We start from the raw sequence: 24,424 nt of genomic DNA, 5'->3' as shown, positions 1-24,424 counted from the left end.
GTGCGACTCTTTCAGACGGGGTCCCGGACCCGTCACGCAACCCCGAGGGGGAGCAAGTGGCCGACGACAGAGTGCCGTTGAAGGTCAGGGCGGACGCGGAGCTGCGGCTGTGGACGCTGCGGGCCGAGGGCGCCGAGGTGGGACATCCGGTTGTGGTGGGCGACACGGTGTACGTGTCCGTGCCGGGCGAGCGCATCGCCGCTCTCGATGCCGGCAGTGGGCGGGTGCGCTGGTGCAGTGGCGAGGTCGCGAAGGTGTGGCCGCGGTATGTGGCCGTCGCCGCTGTCGTGGTCGTCGCCTCCGTACAGCAGGACATGAGGCACGGTGCGTTCACCGCGCTGGACGCGGCCACCGGCAAGGTGCGCTGGACCCGCCGCGCGAGCGCCCTGCACGGGGTCGTCGCCGTCGGTGACTCGACCTTCGTCGTGTGGAACAACACCTCCGAGGAACGCGGATCGATCGCCGGCGTCGACGCGCTCACCGGCGAGACGTTGTGGGAGGACGAGTTCGAGCGGATCGACAGGCTCGTCGTGCGGGGGGAGCGGGTGATTCTGGACGCGGGCCGGCTGCGGGCGCTGGACGGCCGTAGCGGTGCCGAGATCTGGAGCGGAGGGGACGGGGAGCTGCTCAGCCGGGCCGGAGCTGTCGAGGACGCGGCCGTCTTTCTTTGCTGGCGCGGCGAGCGCCACGGGCCCAGGAGCCTCGTCGTGGCAGCCTCGGACACCGGCGCGGAACTCGCCGGGACCCGGTTCCCCGAGGAAGCCCAGAAGTACTTCTGGGGACACCCCCAACTCGTCGACGGCGGGCGCGTGCTGTTCTTCCGGTCCTCCGGGCGCAGGGTCCGGCTGTTGGGGTACGCGGGCCTGGACCGGGCCGAGTCGCTGGAGAGCTGGAAGCTGGGGTGGCTGCAACGGGGCATCCTCCAGAGCGTGGTGTGCGTCGGTGACTGGGTGTACGTCCTCTGCTGGCGGAACAAGGTGTACGCCGCCGAGGTCGGCCGACGGCGTGGCCTGCGGCGGTTGAGGCTGCGGGGCCCGCACAAACTGACCGTGCGGGAGCCGCAGTACCTCACCGCCGGGCCCGGGTATGTGCTCGCCTCGGGCACGGACGGGATGGCCGTGGTCCGGGACGGTCGCGTGCTGTGGGCTTCGCACACCCGGCCGGATGTCTCGCCGGTGCCGCTCGACGGCGACCGTTTCCTGTTCAGGGCCCGGAGCCGGAACGACAAGGAGACCCGCCTGTACTGCGCCGACGTGGAGACCGGCCGGCGCCTGCTGCCCTGAGGACCTCGGCACGACCTCACCGCGCCCTCCCCGCGTTCGTGAGAGCAACGTTCCCTTCCGGTCACCCACAGCCACAGCGTGGAAACCCGCCCTCCCTACCTTCGGGTGCATCACCGCTCGTTACCCCGTAGTGCACCGTGGAGGCGTCATGACAGCCACTGGCAAGTGGATCGAGCACTGGGATCCGGAGGACGAGACCTTCTGGCGGGAGACCGGCGAGAAGGTCGCCCGTCGCAATCTCGTCTTCTCCGTGCTCTCCGAGCACATCGGCTTCTCGATCTGGACGCTGTGGTCCGTGCTGGTGCTCTTCATGGGCCCGGAGTACGGGCTGACCCCGGCCGACAAGTTCCTGCTGACCTCGATGGTCACGCTCGTCGGCGCGGTCGTCCGGGTGCCGTACACCTTCGCGGTCGCCCTGTTCGGCGGGCGGAACTGGACGATCGTCTCCGCCGGCCTCCTGCTCATCCCCACCGTCGCCGCCTTCGTGGTGATGAAGCCGGGGACCTCCTTCGACACCTTCCTCTGGATCGGCCTGCTGGCCGGTATCGGCGGCGGCAACTTCGCCTCCTCCATGACCAACATCAACGCCTACTTCCCGCTGCGGAAGAAGGGGTGGGCCCTCGGGCTGAACGCCGGCGGCGGCAACATCGGCGTCCCGGTCATCCAACTCGTCGCCCTCGCGATCATCGGCGCGAGCGGCGGGCCGCGCGTACTGCTCGGGATCTACATCCCGCTCATCCTCGTCGCCGCCGTGCTCGCCGCGCTCTTCATGGACAACCTCACCTCCGTGAAGAACGACACCGGCGCCGCCAAGGACGCCGCGCGGGACTGGCACACCTGGATCATGGCGTTCCTGTACATCGGCACGTTCGGGTCGTTCATCGGGTACGCGTTCGCCTTCGGGCAGGTGCTTCAGGTCCAGTTCGGCCGTACGCCGTTGCAGGCCGCGTATCTCACCTTCATCGGCCCGCTGCTCGGCTCGCTCATCCGCCCCGTCGGCGGCTGGCTCGCCGACCGCTACGGCGGCGCGAAGATCACCCTGTGGAACTTCGTCGCCATGGCCGCCGCCACCGCGATCCTGATCGTCGCCAGCATGCAGAAGTCGCTGCCGCTGTTCGTGACCGTGTTCGTCGTCCTGTTCGTGCTCAGCGGGCTCGGCAACGGGTCGACGTACAAGATGATCCCCGGCATCTTCCAGACCAAGGCCCTCGCGAAGGGACTGGAAGGGGATGAGGCCGCCGCTTACGGCCGGCGGCTCTCCGGGGCCTCCATGGGGCTCATCGGGGCCGTCGGCGCGCTCGGCGGGGTCGGCATCAACCTCGCCTTCCGCCAGTCCTTCCTCTCCTCCGGCTCCGGGACCGGCGCGTTCGTCGCCTTCCTCGTCTTCTACGGCCTCTGCTTCGTGGCCACCTGGGCCGTATACCTTCGCCGCCCGACCGCCCAGACCCAGGCCAAGGCTTCCGCATCGGAGGCGAAGTCGCAGCTCAGCTATGCCGAGGTGTGACGTAACACCGTCGACATAAAGTCGAACCGAGCCTGTCACGCGCCGTTGACAGGCTCGTTCGACATGTAGGTACCGGGTCATTCCATGTACCACTACGTGTACGACTACGTTCGGGACGAGAGCCATGTACGAACAACCGCAGCGACCGGAGAGCGCCCAGCACGGGCCCCTCTCCGGGTTCACCGTGGGCGTCACCGCCGCGCGCCGCGCCGACGAGCTGGGGGCACTGCTCCAGCGGCGCGGCGCGGCGGTCGTCCACGCGCCCGCGCTGCGCATCGTGCCCCTCGCCGACGACAGCGAACTGCTCGCCGCCACCAAGGAGTTGATCGACCAGGCGCCCGATGTGGTGGTGGCCACCACCGCGATCGGGTTCCGGGGATGGGTCGAGGCCGCCGACGGGTGGGGGCTCGGGGAGGCGCTCCTCGACCGGTTGCGCGGGGTGGAACTGCTCGTCCGCGGGCCCAAGGTGAAAGGGGCGGTGCGCGCCGCCGGTCTCACCGAGGAGTGGTCGCCCTCGTCCGAGTCCATGGCCGAGGTGCTCGACCGGCTCCTGGAGGAGGGCGTCGAGGGCCGCCGCGTCGGCATCCAACTGCACGGCGAACCCCTGCCCGGGTTCGTGGAGTCGCTGCGGGCGGGCGGCGCCGATGTCGTCGTCGTCCCCGTGTACCGGTGGATGCCGCCCGAGGACATCGCCCCGCTGGACCGGCTCCTGGACGCCACGGTCTCCCGTGGCGTGGACGCCCTGACGTTCACCAGCGCGCCGGCCGCCGCGTCGCTCCTCTCCCGCGCCGAGACCCGCGGCCTGCTGCCCGAACTCCTCGCCGCCCTGCACCACGACGTCCTCCCGGCCTGCGTCGGCCCCGTCACCGCGCTGCCCCTCCAGAACCACGGCATCGGCACGGTCCAGCCCGAACGCTTCCGTCTCGGCCCCCTCGTCCAGCTCCTCTGCCAGGAACTCCCCGGCCGCGCCCGCACCCTGCCCGTCGCGGGTCACCGGGTGGAGATCCGCGGCCACGCGGTCCTCGTGGACGGCGCGCTACGGCCGGTTCCGCCGGCCGGTATGTCCCTGCTCCGGGCGTTGTCCCGCCGCCCCGGCTGGGTCGTGGCCCGGGCCGAACTCCTCCGCGCCCTTCCCGGCGCCGGGCGCGACGAGCACGCCGTGGAGACGGCGATGGCCCGCCTCCGTACGGCACTTGGGGCGCCGAAGCTGATCCAGACGGTGGTGAAGCGGGGGTATCGGCTGGCGTTGGATCCGGCGGCGGACTCGAAGTACAGCGTGGGGTGACCGGGCGTTTGCGCGGCCCGTGTCAAGAAGCCACCGTGCGCCGAGAATTCACCCCGCGCCTGAACGCCCCGTACAACACCGACGCCCGCGACCGCATACGCCCGCGTCCCCGCACGGCGATCCGCACGGCGCCCCCGCCCGAGGGGTTCCGGCCGCGCGAGCGGGCAGGCACTGTAGGGGGAACGGTTCCCCTACCGGGGTAATCCCTAGGCGGTGACAGGCACATGGCACTGGGTTCGACCATGGTCCCGTACGAGCTGCGCTTCGACGCCGGGCGGATCTGTCTGGATCTCCTCGCGACCACGCATCCCGAGGAACGGCTCGACGCGCCGGAGCCGTTGCGTGCGTGGATCGTCCGCTCGGGGCTCGTCCCGGCGGGCACCCCGCTCGCCCACGTCGACTCCGGCTGGCTTGTCGGCTTTCGTGAACTCCGGGGGCAAGTGGGCCAGTTGGTGCGCAGAAGCGCCGGTTCCGACACCCGGCCCTACGACCTCGCCCTCGCCCAGGTCAACGACCTCGCCCGCGCCGCGCCCCCGGCCCCCCGTGCCGTACGCGACGAAGACGGCGCGCTGGTGCGGAAGTTGGACGGTCCGCCGGGGTGCGCCGCGCTGCTCGCGGTGATCGCCAGGGATGCCGTGGAACTGCTCACCGATCCGGTCGCGCGGGCCTCGCTGAGACAGTGCGCGGGGGACAACTGCCCGATCGTCTATCTCGATACGTCCCGGGGCCGGCGGAGGCGCTGGTGCTCCAGCGAGGTGTGCGGAAACCGCGAAAGAGTGGCCCGGCATCGGCGGCGCGCGGCGCTCGCCCGAGCCTGAGAATCCCTTATGCGGCTTCTGTGAAGTGACGGGACGTCAATTGTCGAAGTGATTTCGACAACAGTGCGTTTCACTTCGGCGGGGGGCGGGCAGCCCGCGTGATCTTGCTTGTGTGGTGGAAATGTAAAGATCGTACGGTGGGAATGTGCACTCATGTCCCGGTCGTCACGTCACTTCCGAGAAAACTGTCGCCTCACGTTGAACACTCGCCCACCCGGCCGCGTACCTCTCCCTGAGCGACCGACTGGGGGAACCCCCGGACACCGGAGGTGGGCGTGCGCAAGGATTCCGTCGTGGCCAATGAACACGCACCGAGGGCCCGACATCGCATGTCCCAGTCCTCGGAACCTGATGAGGAGCTGATGCGTGCCCTGTACCGAGAGCACGCCGGACCCTTGCTCGCCTATGTGCTGCGGCTCGTCGCCGGCGACCGGCAACGTGCCGAGGACGTGGTGCAGGAGACGCTCATCCGGGCCTGGAAGAACGCCGGCCAGCTCAATCGGGCGACCGGATCGGTACGACCCTGGCTGGTGACGGTCGCACGGCGCATCGTCATCGACGGTCACCGCAGCCGGCAGGCCCGGCCGCAGGAGGTGGACCCGTCGCCGCTGGAGGTCATCCCCGCGGAGGACGAGATCGACAAGGCGTTGTGGCTGATGACACTGTCGGACGCGCTGGACGACCTGACCCCGGCCCACCGGGAGGTGCTCGTCGAGACGTACTTCAAGGGGCGTACCGTCAATGAGGCGGCCGAGACGCTTGGCATCCCCAGTGGCACGGTGCGCTCAAGGGTGTTCTACGCCCTTCGATCGATGAAGCTTGCTCTGGAGGAGCGGGGGGTGACGGCATGAGCATTTACGGGGGATACGGAACGGGTAGTCCTGGTTCCATGCAGGGATCTCAGGGCTCGAACGAACACGAGACCGTCGGCGCCTACGCCCTCGGGATTCTCGACGACGCCGAAGCAACCGCTTTCGAGGCCCATCTCGCGACCTGTGAATGGTGCGCCCAGCAGCTCGACGAGCTGGCCGGGATGGAACCGATGCTGGCGGCGCTCGCGGATCTGCCGGGCACCGGCACCCCGGCGATCGCCGAGTCCCTGGCCGCGAAGCCCAGCCCACGGCTGGTGGAGCGGCTGGTCGACGACGTCGGCGACCGACGAGCCCTGAAGCGGCGGCGCAGTTTCTACATGATCGCCGCCGCGGCGGCCCTGATCATCGCGGGACCGCTGGCCGTCATCGCGGCCAACGGCGGCAACGACTCGGGCGGCAACAACAACGTGGCCGTGTCCACCGCCAAGACCACCTTCGACACTTTGTCCGACAAGGTCTCGGCGACGGACAAGACCACCAAGGTCACCGCGACCGTGGCGATGTCCAAGAAGGACTGGGGCACCCTCGGCGTCGTGGAGCTCAGCAACGTCAAGGGCCCGCTGAAGTGCTCCCTGATCGCCGTCGGCAAGAACGGCGAACGCGAGACCATGAGCTCCTGGTCGGTCCCGGCCTGGGGTTACGGCATCGCCAACGCCACCAAGGCCGAGGCCAAGAGCCCGCTCTACGCCCAGGGCGGCGCGGCCTTCACGCCGAACGAGATCGACCACTTCGAGGTCATGACCTTCGACGGCAAGAAGCTCGTGGCGGTGGACGCGTAAGGCACGTAACAACAGGCCGATTGTGGTGTGTGGGGTCCGGAACGCGGAAGGTACGCGTGCCGGACCCCGCGTCTTTGTCAAGATCCACCGGGCACGCCCCTCGCTACCGAGGCTCTTTTTCGCGTACGGTTGACGGCTGCCCAGCACGTCAGAAGGGGGCCCGGTGGCCGCACAGGCTCAACAGGAGACCGCGCTCGACACGGTGTCCGACAAATCCGCCCAGGATTCGCTACGGGACCGGGAGATCAGCGTCGAACAGGCACACCTGGACCGGGTGTACCGGCGCCTTGAGGAGAAGATCCACGAGGCCGAGTTCCTCATGAACGACGCGGCCAAGCGCGGCCAGGTCGGCACGCCCGGCGCGCTCGCCGAACGGGACGCGCAGGTGTTCCGCGCCGGTATCCATCTCAACCGGCTCAACAACGAGTTCGAGGACTTCCTCTTCGGCAGGATCGACCTCCTGCTCGGCAAGGACGGCAAGAAGGGACCCGACGGCGCCTACACCGCCGTGGAACCGGCCGAAGGCGCCGTGCGGGAGGACGACCGGACCGCCGACATCGCCGAGACCCTGCACATCGGGCGGATCGGGGTCCTGGACTCCGAGTACGCGCCGCTGGTCATCGACTGGCGGGCGCCCGCCGCGGCGCCCTTCTACCGGTCGACCCCGGTCGACCCCGGGCGGGTCGTACGGCGGCGGGTCATCCGCTCCAAGGGCCGCCAGGTGCTCGGGGTCGAGGACGACCTGATGCGGCCGGAGCTGACCGCCTTCCTGGAGGGCGAGCAACTGGCCGTCATCGGCGACGGCGCCCTGATGGCCGCGCTCGGCCAGGCCCGCAGCCACACCATGCGCGACATCGTGGCGTCCATCCAGGCCGAGCAGGACCTGGTGATCCGCGCCCCCGCCGCCTCGGTGACGTACGTCGAGGGCGGCCCGGGGACGGGTAAGACGGCCGTCGCCCTGCACCGCGCCGCCTACCTGCTCTACCAGGACCGGCGCCGGTACGCGGGCGGCATCCTCATCGTCTCGCCGACCCCGCTGCTCGTCGCGTACACGGAGGGCGTCCTGCCGTCCCTCGGCGAGGAGGGCCAGGTCGCCATCCGGGCCATCGGCTCGCTCGTCGACGGCGCCGAGGCCACCCTGTACGACTCCCCGGCCGTGGCCCGCGCCAAGGGCTCGTACCGCATGCTCCGCGTGTTGCGGAAGGCCGCGCGCGGTGCCCTGGAAGCGAGCGAGTCACCGGCCCGGCTGCGGGTCGTCGCCTTCGGGCGCCGGCTCGAACTGGAGGCCGCCGACCTGGAGCGCGTCCGGCAGAGCGCCCTCAGCGGTACGGCACCGGTCAACATGCTGCGCCCGCGCGCCCGCAAGCTCCTTCTGGACGCCCTGTGGGAGCGCTCCGGTTCGGCCGGCCGGCACACCGACCCCGAACTGGCCGCCGAACTGCGCTCGTCCTTCGACGAGGACATCGCGAGCGAGGACGAGTTCATCGCGTTCCTCGACGCCTGGTGGCCCGAACTCACCCCGCGCGCCGTCCTGGAGTCCATGTCCGACGAGCGCAAGCTCGGCCGCTGGGCCCGGCGCATCCTCAACCCCGGCGAGGTCCGCAGGGTCGCCCGCGCCCTGAAGCGGGACGGCCTCTCCGTCCACGACGTGGCCATCCTCGACGAACTCCAGGCGATCCTCGGCACCCCGGCCCGCCCCCGCAAGCGGCGCGACCTGGACCCGCTGGACCAGCTCACCGGCCTGGAGGAGCTGATGCCCGTACGCGAGGAGTCGCAGCGCGAACGGGCCGAGCGGCTCGCCCAGGAGCGCGTCGAGTACGCGCACGTCATCGTCGACGAGGCCCAGGACCTCACCCCGATGCAGTGGCGTATGGTCGGCCGCCGCGGCAGGCACGCCACCTGGACGGTCGTAGGAGACCCGGCCCAGTCCTCCTGGTCCGACCCCGACGAGGCCGCCGAGGCCCGCGACGAGGCCCTCGGCTCCCGCCCCCGCCGCCGCTTCACCCTCACGGTCAACTACCGCAACCCGGCGGAGATCGCGGAGCTGGCGGCGAAGGTCCTGGCTCTGGCGATGCCCGGCTCCGAGTCCCCGTCAGCGGTCCGTTCGACGGGGGTACGACCGCACTTCGCCGTCGTACGGAACTCGTTGGCGGAGTCGGTCCGCGCGGAGGCCGCCCGGCTGCTCGACCGCGTGGACGGCACCGTCGGCGTGGTCGTCGCCATGAACCGCCGCGAGGAGGCCCGCCGTTGGCTCACCGGCCTCGGCGACCGGGTCGTCGCCCTCGGCAGCCTGGAGGCCAAGGGCCTGGAGTACGACGCGACGGTGGTCGTCTCCCCGGCGGAGATCGCCGACGAGTCGCCCGCCGGCCTCCGTGTCCTGTACGTCGCCCTCACCCGCGCGACCCAGCAGCTCACGGTCGTCTCCGCCGAGCGGGACGAGCCGGACGCGAACGGGGTGCCGGACCTTCTCAGGGACTGATCTCGGGGTGCTTTATATGAACTCTCGGGATGGGAATGGTCTTACGGGATCTGTTTGTTAGCCTGGATGTGACACCGGCCCGATCCAAGCCCCCGGGCCCAACCTTCGTCGCTTAGAGCGACCACTTGCCGCGAGGCGAGCATGGCGGGTCGGTGTCACTTGAACGACAGGAGAGGCCCGCGTCACGGGAAAGTGGCGCGGGCCTCTTCTTGTGGTGAACGAAGGCGACCCGTTGAGAACAAAACGTTCGCAATTGGGGGCGGCTAACGCCTACCCGGCAGTAGGTGCGACCATCGGAGCGCGTACTCAGCTCAACGGTGAAAGCAGAGGAAGTCGGCCATGGCTACGGCGCCCAGCGTCTCCTACTCGATCACGGTCCGTCTGGAGGTGCCCGCGAGCGGAACCGCGGTCTCCCAGATCACCACGGCCGTGGAGTCCCACGGAGGCTCGGTGACCGGCCTCGACGTGACCGCCTCCGGCCACGAGAAGCTCCGCATCGACGTCACCATCGCGGCGTCCTCGACGGCCCACGCCGACGAGATCGTCCAGCAGTTGCGCGGCATCGAGGGCGTCACGCTGGGCAAGGTCTCGGACCGTACGTTCCTCATGCACCTCGGCGGCAAGATCGAGATGCAGTCCAAGCACCCGATCCGCAACCGTGACGACCTCTCCATGATCTACACCCCGGGCGTGGCCCGTGTGTGCATGGCGATCGCGGAGAACCCCGAGGACGCGCGCCGCCTCACCATCAAGCGCAACACCGTCGCGGTCGTGACGGACGGCTCGGCGGTCCTGGGCCTGGGCAACATCGGCCCGATGGCCGCCATGCCGGTCATGGAGGGCAAGGCGGCCCTCTTCAAGCGCTTCGCCGACATCGACGCCTGGCCGCTCTGCCTGGACACCCAGGACACCGACGAGATCGTCGCGATCGTCAAGGCGATCGCCCCGGGCTTCGCCGGCATCAACCTGGAGGACATCTCCGCGCCGCGCTGCTTCGAGATCGAGGCCCGGCTGCGCGAGGCCCTCGACATCCCCGTCTTCCACGACGACCAGCACGGCACCGCGATCGTGGTCCTCGCCGCGTTGACGAACGCGCTGCGGGTCGCCGGCAAGGGCATCGGTGACATCCGGGTCGTCATGTCCGGCGCGGGCGCGGCCGGTACGGCCATCCTCAAGCTGCTGATCGCCGCCGGCGTCAAGAACGCGGTCGTCGCCGACATCCACGGTGTCGTGCACGCCGGCCGTGAGGACCTGGTGGACGCCAAGCCCGACTCGCCGCTGCGCTGGATCGCCGACAACACCAACCCCGACGGCCTCACCGGCACCCTGAAGGAGGCCGTGCGCGGGGCCGACGTCTTCGTGGGCGTCTCCGCCCCGAACGTCCTCGACGGGGACGACGTGGCCGCGATGGCCGAGGGTGCCATCGTGTTCGCGCTCGCGAATCCCGACCCTGAGGTCGACCCGACGATCGCCCGTCAGACGGCGGCTGTCGTCGCCACCGGCCGCTCGGACTTCCCGAACCAGATCAACAACGTGCTGGTCTTCCCGGGTGTCTTCCGCGGTCTGCTGGACGCGCAGTCCCGCACCGTCAACACGGAGATGATGCTCGCCGCCGCGACCGCACTCGCGAACGTCGTGTCCGAGGACGAGCTGAACGCGAACTACATCATCCCCAGCGTCTTCAACGACAAGGTCGCCGGTGCGGTGGCCGGCGCGGTGCGCGACGCCGCGAAGGCCGCGGGGGCGGCGGCGCCCTCCGCGTCGTAGCCCATCGGGCCGCGTGTGTGCGGTGGCTGTGAGGATCGCCACGGCCGCCCCCACATCGGCGCGTCGCGGAACCCGGGGCCTTCGGCGGCCGTTTATCGTGGCGGCCAGGCTTCGGGCCTGTCCAGGCCCGGCCCTCGCTGCCGGGAGCCGACGGAGCGTCACCACGCTGATGCAGTGGCGCTCTTCGTGTGACTCCCAAGGGTGTTCTCGCGACTCCTACGGGTGCCGGATTGGCTTTCCCGCCGCAGGTAGGGGCAGGATGCGTCTTCGGGCGCGAGGGTCTGGACGACGGACCCGGGTCCGGGGACTCACCGAGGACCCTGGCAGCATCGGCTTCACCGTGCCCGATATGCGGCTCCGCCGCGTGGCACGCCTCAAACGGCAAGAAGAACACGGGAGTAACAACATGAACCGCAGTGAGCTGGTGGCCGCGCTGGCCGACCGTGCCGAGGTGACCCGCAAGGACGCCGACGCCGTTCTGGCCGCGTTCGCCGAGACCGTCGGTGAGATCGTCTCCAAGGGCGACGAGAAGGTCACCATCCCCGGCTTCCTGACCTTCGAGCGCACCCACCGTGCCGCTCGCACCGCGCGCAACCCGCAGACCGGCGACCCGATCAACATCCCCGCCGGTTACAGCGTCAAGGTGTCCGCGGGCTCGAAGCTCAAGGAAGCCGCCAAGGGCAAGTAGGCCTTCGCGTACGCGACGGGATTGCGTACGAGGCTCGAGTAACGCGAATGGGGCGGCCACCCGGTCAGGGTGGCCGCCCCATCGTCGTACGTACGACTGCTTATCCGAGCGCCTTGCCCGGGAGTTCGACCTTCGCGCCCAGTTCGACGAGCTTCTCCATGCTGTGCCTATCCGGGGGATAACCCCCGGACCCCCAGCGGACGGGGGGTTGCCCAGGGCCGGGGTGGTGGGGTGGGGGTTATCCGAGCGCCTTGCCCGGGAGTTCGACCTTCGCGCCCAGCTCCACGAGCTTCTCCATGAAGTTCTCGTAGCCGCGGTTGATGAGGTCGATGCCGTGGACGCGGGACGTGCCCTGGGCCGCCAGGGCCGCGATGAGGTACGAGAAGCCGCCTCGGAGGTCGGGGATGACCAGGTCGGCGCCCTGGAGGCGGGTCGGGCCCGAGACGACCGCCGAGTGCAGGAAGTTGCGCTGGCCGAAGCGGCAGTGCGAACCGCCCAGGCACTCGCGGTAGAGCTGGATGTGCGCGCCCATCTGGTTGAGCGCGGAGGTGAAGCCCAGCCGGGACTCGTAGACCGTCTCGTGGACGATGGAGAGGCCGGTCGCCTGCGTCAGGGCGACGACCAGCGGCTGCTGCCAGTCCGTCTGGAAGCCGGGGTGCACGTCCGTTTCGAGCGCGATGGACTTCAACTGGCCACCGGGGTGCCAGAAGCGGATGCCCTCGTCGTCGATCGCGAAGGCACCGCCCACCTTCCGGTAGGTGTTGAGGAACGTCATCATCGAGCGCTGCTGCGCGCCCCGGACGTAGATGTTGCCCTCGGTCGCCAGCGCCGCCGACGCCCAGGACGCGGCCTCAAGGCGGTCCGGGAGGGCCGCGTGGTTGTAGCCGCCGAGCGAGTCCACGCCGGTGATGCGGATCGTCCGGTCGGTGTCCATGGCGATGATCGCGCCCATCTTCTGCAGTACGCAGATGAGGTCCTCGATCTCCGGTTCCACGGCCGCGTTGGCGAGTTCGGTGACGCCCTCCGCCAACACCGCTGTCAGCAGCACCTGTTCGGTGGCGCCCACGGACGGGTACGGCAGCTCGATCTTCGTACCGCGCAGCCGCTGCGGGGCCTCCAGGTACTGGCCGTCCGCCCGCTTCTCGATCTTCGCGCCGAACTGCCGCAGCACCTCGAAGTGGAAGTCGATCGGCCGGCCGCCGATGTCACAGCCGCCGAGCCCCGGGATGAACGCGTGCCCGAGCCGGTGCAGCAGCGGACCGCAGAACAGGATCGGGATGCGCGACGAACCCGCGTGGGCATCGATGTCGGCGACGTTGGCACTCTCGACGTGCGACGGATCGAGCACCAGCTCGCCCGGCTCCTCACCCGGACGGACCGTCACCCCGTGCAGTTGCAGGAGTCCGCGTACGACACGAACGTCACGGATGTCCGGAACGTTGCGCAGTCGACTTGGCTCACTGCCCAGCAGGGCGGCGACCATGGCCTTGGGTACGAGGTTCTTCGCACCGCGGACACGGATCTCGCCCTCCAGCGGGGTTCCGCCGTGGACAAGCAGTACGTCGTCTGAGCCGTTGACGGTCATGAATCTCGCGTTCCGTGGAGTTGGGCAGGGGCCGAAGACGTAAGCGTAATGGCCGCCCACCCCCCTTCAGAAAGCCCGAGGACCACTCAGCTACGTCATAGCTGTGTCACAACACGAACCGTTCTCAATCGGGCACATGGGGTCACCGGGCAGGGGGTGTGCGCGTCGGACGCTTCGGTGCGCCCTGAGCTGCGTTCACTCAGGTACCCGCATTGCCTCCCCCATCACGCGGAAGATGCGGGATCATGTCTGGCATGACCGAGGTGTCCTCGCTCACAGGGCGGTTGCTCGTGGCAACACCCGCCCTGGCGGACCCGAACTTCGACCGCGCGGTGGTGCTCCTTCTCGACCACGACGAGGAGGGCTCCCTCGGTGTCGTCCTCAACCGTCCGACCCCCGTGGACGTCGGCGACATCCTGGAGGGCTGGGGGGATCTCGCCGGTGAACCGGGAGTCGTCTTCCAGGGCGGCCCGGTCCAGTTGGACTCGGCCCTCGGCGTCGCCGTCATCCCGGGCGGCGCGTCGTCCACCGAGCGCGCCCCGCTCGGCTGGCGGCGCGTGCACGGCGCGATCGGACTCGTCGACCTGGAGGCCCCGCCGGAGCTGCTGGCCTCCGCGCTCGGCTCGCTGCGGATCTTCGCCGGGTACGCCGGCTGGGGGCCCGGGCAACTGGAGGACGAACTGGTGGACGGCGCCTGGTACGTCGTCGAGTCGGAGCCCGGTGACGTGTCCTCGCCGGCCCCGGAGAGACTCTGGCGCGAGGTGCTGCGCCGCCAGCGCAGCGAGCTGGCGATGGTGGCGACGTATCCGGACGACCCTTCCCTGAACTGATCCCCGAGCTGATCCCTGAACTGAACGACCCTTCGCGGAACTGATGCCGGTGAGCTTCAGTACCCTTGGCCCTATGAGCACTCTTGAGCCCGAGCGCGGGACTGGTACGGGGACCCTCGTTGAGCCGACGCCCCAGGTGTCGCACGGTGACGGGGACCATGAGCGCTTCGCCCATTACGTCCAGAAGGACAAGATCATGGCGAGCGCCCTGGACGGCACTCCCGTGGTGGCGTTGTGCGGGAAGGTCTGGGTGCCGGGCCGCGACCCGAAGAAGTACCCGGTGTGTCCCATGTGCAAGGAGATCTACGAGTCCATGGGCTCGGGCGGGGACGGCGACAAGGGCAAGGGCGGCGACAAGTAGCCGCTGTGCCGGTCTGACTTTCTGAGGCTCTCTGTTTCCGAGGCCCTCAGGGCGCGCTTCGGTGCGCCCTGAGGGCCTTTTGTGTGTTTCGACGACTTTTCGACGGTCTTTCGCGTGTCACGAAGTGGTTGAGACCTCTTGTGGCCGCGTTCATCTACTCCTTAATCTCCGTGGTGTTGTGCAGAGCGAAACGCCCATTGCATATGTTGCAACGCACGCCCGGATTCCCGGAGGAACGCTCCATGAAGCTCGCCCCCAGATTCGCCGTACTCCTGGCGGCCGCCGCTGTCGTCGCCGGCTGCGCGCCCCAGACCTCCGACAACTCGTCCTCCGACAAGGACGAGACGAGCGGCACCCTGCGGGTGTGGCTCTTCCAGGAGGTCGGCAACGACCCGAAGGCGAAGGTCGTCGACTCAGTGGTCTCCGCCTTCGAGAAGGCCCACAAGGGCACCAAGGTCGATGTCGAGTACATCCCGATCGACACCCGCGCCCAGCGCGTCAAAGCCGCCTTCAACGACCCGAAGTCCGCGCCCGACGTCATGGAGTACGGCAACACCGACACGGCCGGCTACGTCCACGACGGCGGACTCCTCGACGTCACCAAGGAGTTCGGCGCCTGGAGCGAGGCCAAGGACACCGACCCGACCGCGAAGCAGTCCGTCACGGTCGACGGCAAGCTGTACGGCTCCCCGTTCTACGTCGGCGTCCGCGCCCTGTACTACCGCACCGACGTCTTCAAGGACCTGGGCCTCCAACCCCCCAAGTCCATGGCCGAGTTGGCAGCCACCGCCCGAAAGATCCACAAGGCCAGGTCCGACCTCTACGGCCTCGTCGTCGGCGGCGCCTACACGTACGGCGCGATGCCCTTCGTCTGGGCCAACGGCGGCGAACTCGCCACCGCCGAGGGGGGTTCGGGGGGCTCGTACACCTCCGCGATCGACAGCGCCGCCGCCCAGAAGGGCATCAAGGCCTACACCTCGCTCTTCACGAGCGACAACTGTCCCGCCGCCAAGTGCGCGGTCATGGGCGGCAACGACACGATCACCGCGTTCGCGGCCGGCAAGGCGGGCATGGCGATCGGCGGCGACTTCAGCCACAGTGCGGTCGAGGCGGGGAAGGTCAAGGGGAAGTACGCGGTCGTGCCGTTGCCCGGTGTCGCGTCCGGGTCGGTCGCTCCCGCGTTCGCCGGGGGCAACAACATCGGTGTCCTGAAGAGCACGTCGCACCGCACGCTCGCGGTGGACCTCATGGAGCAGCTCACCTCGAAGAAGACGCAGACGTCCATGTTCGACGCGATGGGGTTCCTGCCCACGTTCACCGATGTCCGTGACGCGGCTGCGGCGAAGGTGCCGTTCGAGAAGCCGTTCGTGGAGACGTTGGCTGCGGGGACGAAGTTCGTGCCCGCGTCGCCGGGTTGGTCCGAGATCGACTCCTCGCTCGTGCTGCCGACGATGCTGCAGGAGGTCATCAGCGGGAAGAAGAGCGTGGCGGCCGCTTCGGGGGACGCGGCGAAGAAGATGAACGACGCGTTCAGCTCCGCGGGTTGACCGGTGGCGCCTAATAGCTCGGTTGTTGTGGAGCGCTTGCGGGTGCGGGGCCGTCGTGGCTTGTCGCGCCCACGCGGCGGTAGCCGCAAATCAAACACAGCCCCGCGCACCCAAGGGGGTTGGGGTGTGCCCTGGTTGTATCTGGCCCCGGCTCTTGTCGTCCTTGGGGGGTTGCTGGTCTACCCCATCTACCAACTCGGCCTGATCTCGTTCTTCCAGTACACGCAAGCCCAGGTCAGTGGTGGGGAGCCGACTACCTTCGAGGGGTTCGGGAACTACTCCGCGCTCTTCTCGGACAGTCAGTTCTGGCAAGTGCTGGTGGCCACCGTGTTGTTCGCGGGGGCGTGTGTGGTGTCGACGCTTGCTGTCGGGTGTGCGCTCGCCGTGTTGCTCACGCGCGTGCGTGCCTTGCCGCGGCTGGTGTTGATGCTGGCTGCGCTCGGCGCGTGGGCGACACCGGCGGTCACCGGTTCCACGGTCTGGCTGCTGCTCTTCGACCCCGACTTCGGGCCGGTGAACCGGATCCTCGGGCTCGGCGACCACTCCTGGACGTACGGGCGGCTGAGCGCGTTCTTCCTCGTGTTGCTCGAAGTGGTGTGGTGCTCCTTCCCGTTCGTGATGGTGACGGTCTACGCCGGCATCCGTGCCGTGCCCTCCGAGGTGCTGGAGGCCGCCGCTCTGGACGGGGCCTCGCAGTGGCGGATCTGGCGGTCCGTCCTCACGCCGATGCTGCGGCCGATCCTGACCGTCGTGACCATTCAGTCCGTCATCTGGGACTTCAAGGTCTTCACCCAGATCTACGTCATGACCAACGGCGGCGGCATCGCCGGCCAGAACCTCGTCCTGAACGTGTACGCCTACCAACAGGCGTTCGCGTCCTCGAAGTACAGCCTCGGCTCGGCGATCGGCGTCGTCATGCTGCTGATGCTGCTCGCCGTCACGCTGGTCTATCTGCGCCTGCTGCGCAGGCAGGGGGAGGAGCTGTGAGTCTGCTTCGCGGTCTTGTCCGACGGCCCTGGCGGCTCGCTGCCGAGGCCTCGGCGCTGCTGATCGCGGTCGTCGTCGCCTTCCCCCTCTATTGGATGGTGCTCAGCGCCTTCAAACCGGCCGGGGAAATCGAGTCGAGCGAGCCCCGGCCGTGGACGCTCGCGCCCTCCCTGGACTCCTTCCGACGGGTCTTCGGGCAGCAGGAATTCGGCCGTTACTTCGTCAACAGCCTTGTCGTGGCGTGCTCGGTGGTGATCGTCTCGGCGCTGATCGCCTTTCTCGCCGCGACGGCGGTGACGCGATTCCGGTTCCGCTTCCGGACCACCCTCCTGATCATGTTCCTGGTGGCCCAGATGGTGCCCGTGGAAGCGCTGACGATCCCCCTGTTCTTCACCATGCGGGGGCTCGGGCTGCTGAACACCCTGGGGTCGCTGATCCTGCCTCAGATCGCGTTCTCGCTGCCGTTCGCGATCTGGATGCTGCGGGGGTTCGTGAAAGCCGTACCGGACGCGCTGGAGGAGGCCGCGTACATCGACGGGGCGAGCCGGACGCGATTCCTGTGGCAGATCCTTTTCCCGCTCGTCTTCCCCGGGCTGGTCGCCACGAGCGTGTTTTCCTTCATCTCGGCCTGGAACGACTTCCTCTTCGCCAAGTCGTTCATCATCAGCGACACTTCCCAGTCGACCCTGCCGATGGCCCTCCTCGTCTTCTACAAGCCCGATGATCCGGACTGGGGCGGGGTCATGGCGGCCTCCACGGTGATGACGATTCCGGTGCTGGTGTTCTTCGTACTCGTACAGCGACGTCTGGTCTCGGGGCTGGGCGGAGCGGTTAAGGACTGACGTGACTTCAGAGACGGAACTGATTCCTCGGCCCGGCAGTGTTGCCGCCGGTTCCGGCGAGGTGCGGCTGACGAAGCGCTCCAAGCTCTACGCCGGCGACGCGACGGAAGGCGTCGGCAACTGGCTGCGCGCTGTCCTCCAGCAGGCCACCGGTCTGCCGTTGCACGAGGGGCGGGAACTCGACGACGCCTGCGACGACGGCATCGGGCTCCAACTCGACCCCACGCTCGGCCCCGAGGAGTATCGCCTCGTCAGCGACTCGAACGGGGTCTTCATCGAGGGCGGCAGCGCGGCCGGTGTCTTCTGGGGCGCCCAGACGCTCCGTCAGCTCCTCGGCCCCGACGCGTACCGCAGGGCTCCGCTCGACCGTGACCGCACCTGGGCCGTACCGCACCTCACCATCCAGGACTCCCCCCGCTTCCACTGGCGCGGCCTCATGCTCGACGTCGCCCGGCACTTCATGCCGAAGGAAGGCGTCCTGCGCTACCTGGATCTCATGGCGGCGCACAAACTCAACGTCTTCCACTTCCACTTGACGGACGATCAGGGATGGCGCGTACAGATCAAGCGGTACCCGAAGCTGACCGAGATCGGCTCCTGGCGGGCGCGCACGAAATTCGGCCACCGTGCCTCACCCCTGTGGGACGACAGGCCCCACGGCGGCTACTACACGCAGGACGACATCCGCGAGATCGTCGCCTACGCCGCCGAGCGGCATATCACCGTGGTCCCCGAAATCGACGTACCGGGACACTCGCAGGCCGCCATCGCCGCGTATCCGGAACTCGGCAACACCGACGTCATCGACACCAACTCCCTCTCGGTCTGGGACAACTGGGGCATCAACCCGAACGTACTCGCCCCCACTGACATCACCCTGCGCTTCTACGAGGGGGTGTTCGAGGAACTCCTGGAGCTGTTCCCCTCGGAGTTCATTCACGTCGGCGGTGACGAATGCCTCAAGGACCAGTGGAAGCAGTCGGTGACCGCGCAGGCGCGGATCGCGGAACTCGGGCTCGCGGACGAGGACGAGTTGCAGTCGTGGTTCATCGGACACTTCGACAAGTGGCTCTCCGCGCGCGGGAGAAGGCTCGTCGGATGGGACGAGATCCTGGAGGGCGGTCTCGCGGAGGGGGCCGTCGTGTCGTCCTGGCGCGGCTACGAGGGCGGGATCACCGCCGCCCGCGCGGGTCACGACGTCGTCATGTGTCCTGAACAGCACGTGTACTTGGACTGGCGGCAGGCCCCCGGCGAGGACGAGCCGGTGCCGATCGCCCATGTGCGCACCCTGGAGGACGTCTACCGCTTCGAGCCGGTTCCGGAGCAGCTCAGCGAGGCCGAGGCCCGTCATGTGCTGGGCGCGCAGGCCAACGTGTGGACCGAGGTGATGGAGGATCACGCACGCGTGGACTACCAGACGTTCCCCAGGCTGGCCGCGTTCGCCGAGGTCGCCTGGAGTGCGCTTCCGGCGCCCGCGGAACGGGACTTCGCCGACTTCGAGCGCCGGATGACCGCCCACTACCCGCGCCTCGACGCCCTGGGGGTCGCCTACCGTCCGCCCACCGGACCACTGCCGTGGCAGCGCCGCCCCGGAGTGCTCGGACGCCCCAAGGACGGCCCGCCCCCGCACGCGTAGGAATCGCGTAGGAACGCGGAGAACACGTAAGGGAAAAAGCCCCCCAGGAGTCACCGATGAGTGGCAATCCACGCGTACCGGTGATGCCGTACGAAAACGGACCATCTCCCAGATGAGACGGGCGAATGCCTCCTAGCGGACCCCCGCGCTCGGGTCTTGCGAAGATGTGCCAGAGTTGCCACGTCCGCCCTGTCAGCACGTACCGTACGGCAGCAACAGGTGGGACCAGGTGGGGCAGCGGGAAGGGGCAGCCGGTTTGACCACGCACGCAGCGCAGGCGGGGCAGTCCGTCACGCTGCCCACGACGCTGGACGAGGCCGTGGCGGCGCTCACGGCCCTGCCCACGGCCGTTCCCGTGGCCGGTGGCACCGACCTCATGGCGGCCGTCAACTCGGGCCAGCTCAGGCCCAGCGCGCTGGTCGGTCTCGGCCGGATCAGCGAGATCCGCGGCTGGCAGTACCAGGACGGGCACGCACTGCTCGGCGCGGGGCTCACGCACGCCCGCATGGGCCGCCCCGACTTCGCCGCCCTCATCCCCGCGCTCGCCGCCTCCGCGCGTGCCGCGGGACCGCCGCAGATCCGCAACGCGGGCACCCTGGGCGGCAACATCGCCTCGGCCGCGCCCACCGGTGACGCGCTGCCCGTGCTGGCCGCCCTGGAGGCGACGCTGATCATCGCGGGCCAGGACGGAGCCCGCCGGGAGATCCCGGTGTCGCACCTCCTGGCCGGCGTCGAGATGCTGCGCGGCGGCGAACTCATCGGCTTCGTGCGCGTGCCGCTGCTGCACGCCCCGCAGGTCTTCCTGAAGGCCACCGGCCGGACCGGCCCCGGGCGCTCGGTCGCGTCCGTCGCGGTCGTCCTCGACCCCGCCCGGCGCGGGGTCAGGTGCGCCGTCGGAGCCATAGCGCCGATGCCGCTGAGACCGCTGGACGCCGAGCAGTGGGTGGCCCGGCTGATCGACTGGGACAACAGCCGCACGATCGTCCCCGAGGCCCTGAGCGCCTTCGGGGAGTACGTCGCCGCGGCCTGCATCCCCGACCCGGCACCGGCCGAGGACGGCTCCGTGGAACAGCTTCCGCCCGCGGTACTGCACCTGCGGCGCACCGTCGCCGCACTGGCCCGACGAGCACTCGGGAGGGCGCTGTCGTGACCGACGACCAGCACGGAGAGGGCACCCCCCAGGGCGGCGGACGCTGGGACCCGCTGCCCCAGGGCGACTACGACGACGGCGCCACGGCCTTCGTGAAACTCCCCGAAGGGGGCATCGACGCCCTCCTGGCCGCCCCGGGGCACGGCTATGTGCCGCCGCCCATAACGGCCACCCCCGGCTCGGACGCCGACCCCTCGGACACCGGCTCCTGGGCCAGGCCCGCCGAGGGCGTCCAGTGGCCCGACCCGAACGCCGCACCGCAGCAGGGGACCGCCGGCGACGGCCGGTTCGCGTACCACCCCGGGTCCACCGGCCAGTGGACCTTCCAGGACACCAACGTCCCGGACGCGGGCGCCGCCCCCGGTCGCGATGTGACCGGGGAGTGGTCGATCCCCGTGGCCGGCGGTGATCTCCCGGACGAATCGGGCGAGTTCACCACCTCGGCCCTGGTCGAGCAGTGGGGCGGCACCCCTCCGGCCACCCTGCCCGGCGGCGCGCCCGCGCCCTGGGCGACGGACGGCGCGGGCCAGAACTGGGCACAGCAGGCGTCCGGCGCGGACGTGGCCGAGCGGCCCGGCGAGCAGACCGACGGGCACGGCGTTCCGTACCCGGCCGATCCGTCCGGAACCGACGGGACCGGCGAGGTGTCGGCACGGGCGGCCACCCGCCCGCCGACCGAGGCGCCCCGGCAGCCGTACGGCGAACCCGGGGACCCGTACGCGCACACCCGCACCGACGCCGCCGGCGATCCCTACGGCGACGCACGCGCCGACCGCCACGACGACACCTCGACCGAACTCGCCGCGGCCGACGCACAGTCGGCTCACACGAGCGGCGGGGCGGCCGACGGCGAAGGGGCCGCGGAGGGCGCTGAGGGGCCCGCTGAGCCGTCCGTGACGGCCGACGCCGGCGAGAGTGCCGAAGCTGCCCCGGAGGCCGCCGAGGCGCCCGTGACGGCCGTCGAGCCCGACGCGCCGGACGAGGCCGCCGAGCCCGCCCCGACGATCCCCGGCGAGGAACACCCGCTCGCCTCCTACGTGTTGCGCGTCAACGGCGCCGACCGGCCCGTCACCGACGCCTGGATCGGCGAGTCGCTGCTGTACGTGCTGCGCGAACGCCTCGGCCTCGCGGGCGCCAAGGACGGCTGCTCCCAGGGCGAGTGCGGGGCCTGCAACGTCCAGGTCGACGGACGGCTCGTCGCCTCCTGCCTGGTGCCCGCCGTCACCGCCGCCGGCTCCGAGGTCCGTACGGTCGAGGGTCTCGCCGTCGAGGGACAGCCCTCGGACGTGCAGCGGGCGCTCGCCAAGTGCGGTGCCGTGCAGTGCGGTTTCTGCGTGCCCGGCATGGCGATGACCGTGCACGACCTCCTGGAGGGCAACCCCGCGCCCACCGAACTGGAGGCGCGCCAGGCCCTGTGCGGCAACCTGTGCCGCTGCTCCGGCTACCGGGGTGTCCTGGACGCCGTACAGGAAGTCGTCGCCGAGCGTGAGGCGCACGCCGCTGCCGCCGAACCTGAGTCGGACGGCGACGAGGCGCGTATTCCCCATCAGGCGGGCCCCGGAGCCGGTGGTGTGCACCAGTCGGCGTTCGAGTCCCCGCGCACGCAGGACCAGGCGTACGGCCAGGACGGAGGTCAGGCGTGAGCAACGAAGCCGCCACCGCGACCACGGAGGCCGCCCCCGCCCCGGAGCATCCGGGCCACGGCCTGGGCGCCTCGCTCCCGGCCGCCGACGCCCGCGCCAAGACCGAGGGCACCTTCCCGTACGCGGCCGACCTGTGGGCCGAGGGCCTCCTCTGGGCGGCCGTTCTGCGCTCGCCGCACCCGCACGCGCGCATCGTGTCCGTCGACACGTCCCACGCGCGCGACATGCCGGGCGTACGGGCCGTCATCACCCACGAGGACGTGCCGGGCCGGGACCGCTACGGCCGGGGCACCGCCGACCGCCCGGTGTTCGCCTCCGAGGTCGTACGCCACCACGGGGAGCCCATCGCCGCCGTCGCCGCCGACCACCCCGACACCGCGCGGATGGCCGCCGCGGCCATCATGGTCGAGTACGAAGTACTCGACCCGGTGACCGACCCCGAGCAGGCATTCGAGGCCGAGCCGCTGCACCCCGACGGCAACCTGATCCGGCACATCCCGCTGCGCCACGGCGACCCGGACGCGGCCGGCGACATCGTCGTGGAGGGCCTGTACCGCATCGGCCGCCAGGACCCCGCCCCCATCGGCGCCGAGGCCGGTCTCGCCGTGCCCCGCCCCGACGGCGGCGTCGAGCTGTACATCGCCTCCACGGACCCGCACAACGACCGCGACACGGCCGCCGCCTGCTTCGGCCTGGAGTCCGACCGCGTGAAGGTCGTCGTCACCGGCGTCCCCGGGGCCACCGCCGACCGCGAGGACCAGGGCTTCCAACTCCCGCTCGGACTGCTCGCGTTGAAGACCGGCTGCCCGGTCAAACTCACCGCCACGCGCGAGGAGTCCTTCCTCGGCCACACCCACCGCCACCCCACACTCCTGCGCTACCGCCACCACGCCGACGAGGACGGCCGCCTGGTGAAGGTCGAGGCCCAGGTGCTGCTCGACGCGGGCGCCTACGCCGACACCTCCTCGGAGGCCCTGGCCGCCGCGGTCTCCTTCGCCTGCGGCCCGTACGTCGTCCCGAACGCCTTCATCGAGGGCTGGGCCGTCCGCACCAACAACCCGCCTTCAGGGCACGTCCGGGGCGAGGGCGCGATGCAGGTCTGCGCGGCCTACGAGGCGCAGATGGACAAGCTCGCCAAGAAGCTCGCCATGGACCCGGCCGAGCTGCGCCTGCGCAACGCCATGGCCACCGGTGACGTCCTCCCGACCGGCCAGACGGTGACCTGCCCGGCGCCGGTCGCCGAACTCCTCCAGGCCGTACGGGACTTCCCGCTGCCGCAGCTCCCCAAGGACACCCCCGAGGACGAGTGGCTGCTGCCCGGCGGCCCCGAGGGCGCGGGCGAACCGGGCGCGGTGCGCCGGGGTGTCGGCTACGGCCTCGGCATGGTGCACATGCTCGGCGCGGAGGGCGCGGACGAGGTCTCCACAGCCACCGTGAAGGTCCATGACGGCATCGCTACGGTGCTCTGCGCGGCCGTCGAGACCGGCCAGGGCTTCACCACGCTCGCCCGGCAGATCGTCCAGGAGACCCTCGGTATCGACGAGGTGCACGTCGCCCCCGTAGACACCGATCAGCCTCCCGCCGGCCCCGGCTGCCGGGGACGTCATACCTGGGTATCGGGTGGCGCGGTCGAACGGGCCGCGAAAATGGTCCGCACCCAACTGCTCCAGCCCCTGGCGCACAAGTTCGGGATGTCGACCGAGCTGCTCCAGATCACCGACGGCAAGATCACCTCCTACGACGGCGTCCTCTCGACCACCGTCACCGAGGCCCTGGACGGCAAGGAACTGTGGGCCACCGCCCAGTGCCGCCCGCACCCGACCGAGCCCCTGGACGAGGCCGGCCAGGGCGACGCCTTCGTAGGGCTCGCCTTCTGCGCGATCCGCGCGGTCGTCGACGTCGACATCGAACTCGGCTCCGTACGGGTCGTCGAACTGGCCCTCGCCCAGGACGTCGGCCGCATCCTGAACCCGACGCAGTTGGTCGCCCGTATCGAGGGCGGTGTCACCCAGGGCGTGGGCATCGCGTTGACGGAAAACCTGCGCACCGCGCGCGGGCTGATCCGCCACCCCGACCTCACCGGCTACGCCCTGCCCACCGCCCTGGACACCCCCGACATCAAGATCGTGAAACTCGTCGAGGAACGTGACGTGGTCGCCCCCTTCGGGGCGAAGGCGGTCAGCGCGGTACCGGTGGTCACATCCCCGGCTGCCATCGCCTCCGCCGTACGCGCCGCGACGGGCCGCCCGGTGAACCGGCTGCCGATCCGCCCGCAGGCGGCGGTGGTGACGACGACGGCCGAGCAGTACGGGCAGTACGGGTACTAGGCGGCAGGCCCTGGAAGGTACTTGAGGGTGTTCGAGGGTGT

19 protein-coding genes are annotated in these 24,424 nt (G+C 70.0%); 18 read left to right on the top strand and 1 reads right to left on the bottom strand.

The window, feature by feature from the left end; translation table 11 throughout:
* Window positions 1–56: 56 nt before the first annotated feature.
* The 9 genes from OG223_RS21050 (at window position 57) to OG223_RS21010 (ending at window position 11,475) form a co-directional block, all read left to right on the top strand.
* The gene (locus OG223_RS21050) at window positions 57–1,283 is read left to right on the top strand and encodes an outer membrane protein assembly factor BamB family protein (RefSeq protein WP_329250774.1); all 1,227 of its coding nucleotides are present in this window, start codon (window positions 57–59) and stop codon (window positions 1,281–1,283) included.
* 148 nt (window positions 1,284–1,431) lie between these two features.
* Entirely contained in the window at window positions 1,432–2,787 is a 1,356-nt protein-coding gene (locus OG223_RS21045; RefSeq protein ID WP_329250771.1) for a nitrate/nitrite transporter, read from the top strand.
* 124 nt (window positions 2,788–2,911) lie between these two features.
* The gene (locus OG223_RS21040) at window positions 2,912–4,072 is read left to right on the top strand and encodes a uroporphyrinogen-III synthase (protein WP_329250768.1); all 1,161 of its coding nucleotides are present in this window, start codon (window positions 2,912–2,914) and stop codon (window positions 4,070–4,072) included.
* Window positions 4,073–4,296: 224 nt separating this feature from the next.
* Complete coding sequence (locus tag OG223_RS21035) at window positions 4,297–4,890, top strand: CGNR zinc finger domain-containing protein (RefSeq protein ID WP_329250766.1); 594 nt, start codon at window positions 4,297–4,299, stop codon at window positions 4,888–4,890.
* Window positions 4,891–5,219: 329 nt separating this feature from the next.
* Window positions 5,220–5,741 carry a sigma-70 family RNA polymerase sigma factor gene (locus OG223_RS21030; RefSeq protein ID WP_019056398.1) on the top strand — a complete coding sequence of 174 codons (522 nt, stop codon included), beginning with the start codon at window positions 5,220–5,222 and terminating at the stop codon, window positions 5,739–5,741.
* A gap of 38 nt (window positions 5,742–5,779) precedes the next feature.
* Window positions 5,780–6,541 carry an anti-sigma factor family protein gene (locus OG223_RS21025; protein WP_329250763.1) on the top strand — a complete coding sequence of 254 codons (762 nt, stop codon included), beginning with the start codon at window positions 5,780–5,782 and terminating at the stop codon, window positions 6,539–6,541.
* 163 nt (window positions 6,542–6,704) lie between these two features.
* A complete protein-coding gene (locus OG223_RS21020; protein WP_329250760.1) occupies window positions 6,705–9,020 on the top strand; it encodes a HelD family protein in 2,316 nt (771 codons plus the stop codon).
* Window positions 9,021–9,359: 339 nt separating this feature from the next.
* On the top strand, window positions 9,360–10,787 hold the full coding sequence (locus OG223_RS21015; RefSeq protein WP_329250757.1) for an NAD-dependent malic enzyme: 1,428 nt from the start codon (window positions 9,360–9,362) through the stop codon (window positions 10,785–10,787).
* 406 nt (window positions 10,788–11,193) lie between these two features.
* Window positions 11,194–11,475, top strand: coding sequence for an HU family DNA-binding protein (locus OG223_RS21010; protein WP_019056394.1), 282 nt, complete (start codon window positions 11,194–11,196; stop codon window positions 11,473–11,475).
* 238 nt (window positions 11,476–11,713) lie between these two features.
* Here OG223_RS21010 and murA read toward each other — a convergent pair whose 3' ends face one another.
* Window positions 11,714–13,060: a UDP-N-acetylglucosamine 1-carboxyvinyltransferase gene (gene murA, locus OG223_RS21005; RefSeq protein WP_329250754.1), complete on the bottom strand. Its 1,347-nt coding sequence runs from the start codon at window positions 13,058–13,060 to the stop codon at window positions 11,714–11,716.
* Between the two features lie 254 nt (window positions 13,061–13,314).
* Here murA and OG223_RS21000 point away from each other — a divergent pair, with 254 nt between their 5' ends.
* The 9 genes from OG223_RS21000 (at window position 13,315) to OG223_RS20960 (ending at window position 24,383) form a co-directional block, all read left to right on the top strand.
* The gene (locus OG223_RS21000) at window positions 13,315–13,890 is read left to right on the top strand and encodes a YqgE/AlgH family protein (RefSeq protein WP_200683203.1); all 576 of its coding nucleotides are present in this window, start codon (window positions 13,315–13,317) and stop codon (window positions 13,888–13,890) included.
* A 73-nt stretch (window positions 13,891–13,963) separates the two neighbouring features.
* The gene (locus OG223_RS20995) at window positions 13,964–14,251 is read left to right on the top strand and encodes a DUF3039 domain-containing protein (protein WP_026178118.1); all 288 of its coding nucleotides are present in this window, start codon (window positions 13,964–13,966) and stop codon (window positions 14,249–14,251) included.
* A gap of 242 nt (window positions 14,252–14,493) precedes the next feature.
* On the top strand, window positions 14,494–15,798 hold the full coding sequence (locus tag OG223_RS20990; protein ID WP_329250748.1) for an extracellular solute-binding protein: 1,305 nt from the start codon (window positions 14,494–14,496) through the stop codon (window positions 15,796–15,798).
* Between the two features lie 126 nt (window positions 15,799–15,924).
* Window positions 15,925–16,785, top strand: coding sequence for a carbohydrate ABC transporter permease (locus OG223_RS20985; protein WP_329250745.1), 861 nt, complete (start codon window positions 15,925–15,927; stop codon window positions 16,783–16,785).
* On the top strand, window positions 16,782–17,627 hold the full coding sequence (locus OG223_RS20980) for a carbohydrate ABC transporter permease (RefSeq protein WP_329250742.1): 846 nt from the start codon (window positions 16,782–16,784) through the stop codon (window positions 17,625–17,627). Before OG223_RS20985 ends, OG223_RS20980 begins: the two co-directional genes overlap by 4 nt.
* Window position 17,628: 1 nt before the next feature.
* Complete coding sequence (locus OG223_RS20975) at window positions 17,629–19,263, top strand: beta-N-acetylhexosaminidase (RefSeq protein ID WP_329250739.1); 1,635 nt, start codon at window positions 17,629–17,631, stop codon at window positions 19,261–19,263.
* 256 nt (window positions 19,264–19,519) lie between these two features.
* The gene (locus tag OG223_RS20970) at window positions 19,520–20,413 is read left to right on the top strand and encodes an FAD binding domain-containing protein (protein WP_329250736.1); all 894 of its coding nucleotides are present in this window, start codon (window positions 19,520–19,522) and stop codon (window positions 20,411–20,413) included.
* Window positions 20,410–22,056, top strand: coding sequence for a 2Fe-2S iron-sulfur cluster-binding protein (locus OG223_RS20965; protein ID WP_329250733.1), 1,647 nt, complete (start codon window positions 20,410–20,412; stop codon window positions 22,054–22,056). The genes OG223_RS20970 and OG223_RS20965 overlap by 4 nt, the downstream gene beginning before the upstream one ends.
* Entirely contained in the window at window positions 22,053–24,383 is a 2,331-nt protein-coding gene (locus OG223_RS20960) for a xanthine dehydrogenase family protein molybdopterin-binding subunit (RefSeq protein ID WP_329250730.1), read from the top strand. Before OG223_RS20965 ends, OG223_RS20960 begins: the two co-directional genes overlap by 4 nt.
* Window positions 24,384–24,424 lie beyond the last annotated feature (41 nt).

This window comes from Streptomyces sp. NBC_01478 (assembly GCF_036227225.1).
Lineage (GTDB): Bacteria > Actinomycetota > Actinomycetes > Streptomycetales > Streptomycetaceae > Streptomyces.
The sequence above is the reverse complement of the archived record's forward strand: the minus strand, read 5'-3'. Positions and strand labels throughout refer to the sequence as shown.

Bases quoted from the DNA above. Each gene is read 5' to 3' on its own strand.
- OG223_RS21045 (WP_329250771.1), top strand. From the start codon at position 1,432: ATGACAGCCACTGGCAAGTGGATCGAGCACTGGGATCCGGAGGACGAG.
- OG223_RS21040 (WP_329250768.1), top strand. From the start codon at position 2,912: ATGTACGAACAACCGCAGCGACCGGAGAGCGCCCAGCACGGGCCCCTC.
- OG223_RS21035 (WP_329250766.1), top strand. From the start codon at position 4,297: ATGGCACTGGGTTCGACCATGGTCCCGTACGAGCTGCGCTTCGACGCC.
- OG223_RS21030 (WP_019056398.1), top strand. From the start codon at position 5,220: ATGTCCCAGTCCTCGGAACCTGATGAGGAGCTGATGCGTGCCCTGTAC.
- OG223_RS21025 (WP_329250763.1), top strand. From the start codon at position 5,780: ATGCAGGGATCTCAGGGCTCGAACGAACACGAGACCGTCGGCGCCTAC.
- OG223_RS21015 (WP_329250757.1), top strand. From the start codon at position 9,360: ATGGCTACGGCGCCCAGCGTCTCCTACTCGATCACGGTCCGTCTGGAG.
- OG223_RS21010 (WP_019056394.1), top strand. From the start codon at position 11,194: ATGAACCGCAGTGAGCTGGTGGCCGCGCTGGCCGACCGTGCCGAGGTG.
- murA (WP_329250754.1), bottom strand. From the start codon at position 13,060: ATGACCGTCAACGGCTCAGACGACGTACTGCTTGTCCACGGCGGAACC.
- OG223_RS21000 (WP_200683203.1), top strand. From the start codon at position 13,315: ATGACCGAGGTGTCCTCGCTCACAGGGCGGTTGCTCGTGGCAACACCC.
- OG223_RS20995 (WP_026178118.1), top strand. From the start codon at position 13,964: ATGAGCACTCTTGAGCCCGAGCGCGGGACTGGTACGGGGACCCTCGTT.
- OG223_RS20990 (WP_329250748.1), top strand. From the start codon at position 14,494: ATGAAGCTCGCCCCCAGATTCGCCGTACTCCTGGCGGCCGCCGCTGTC.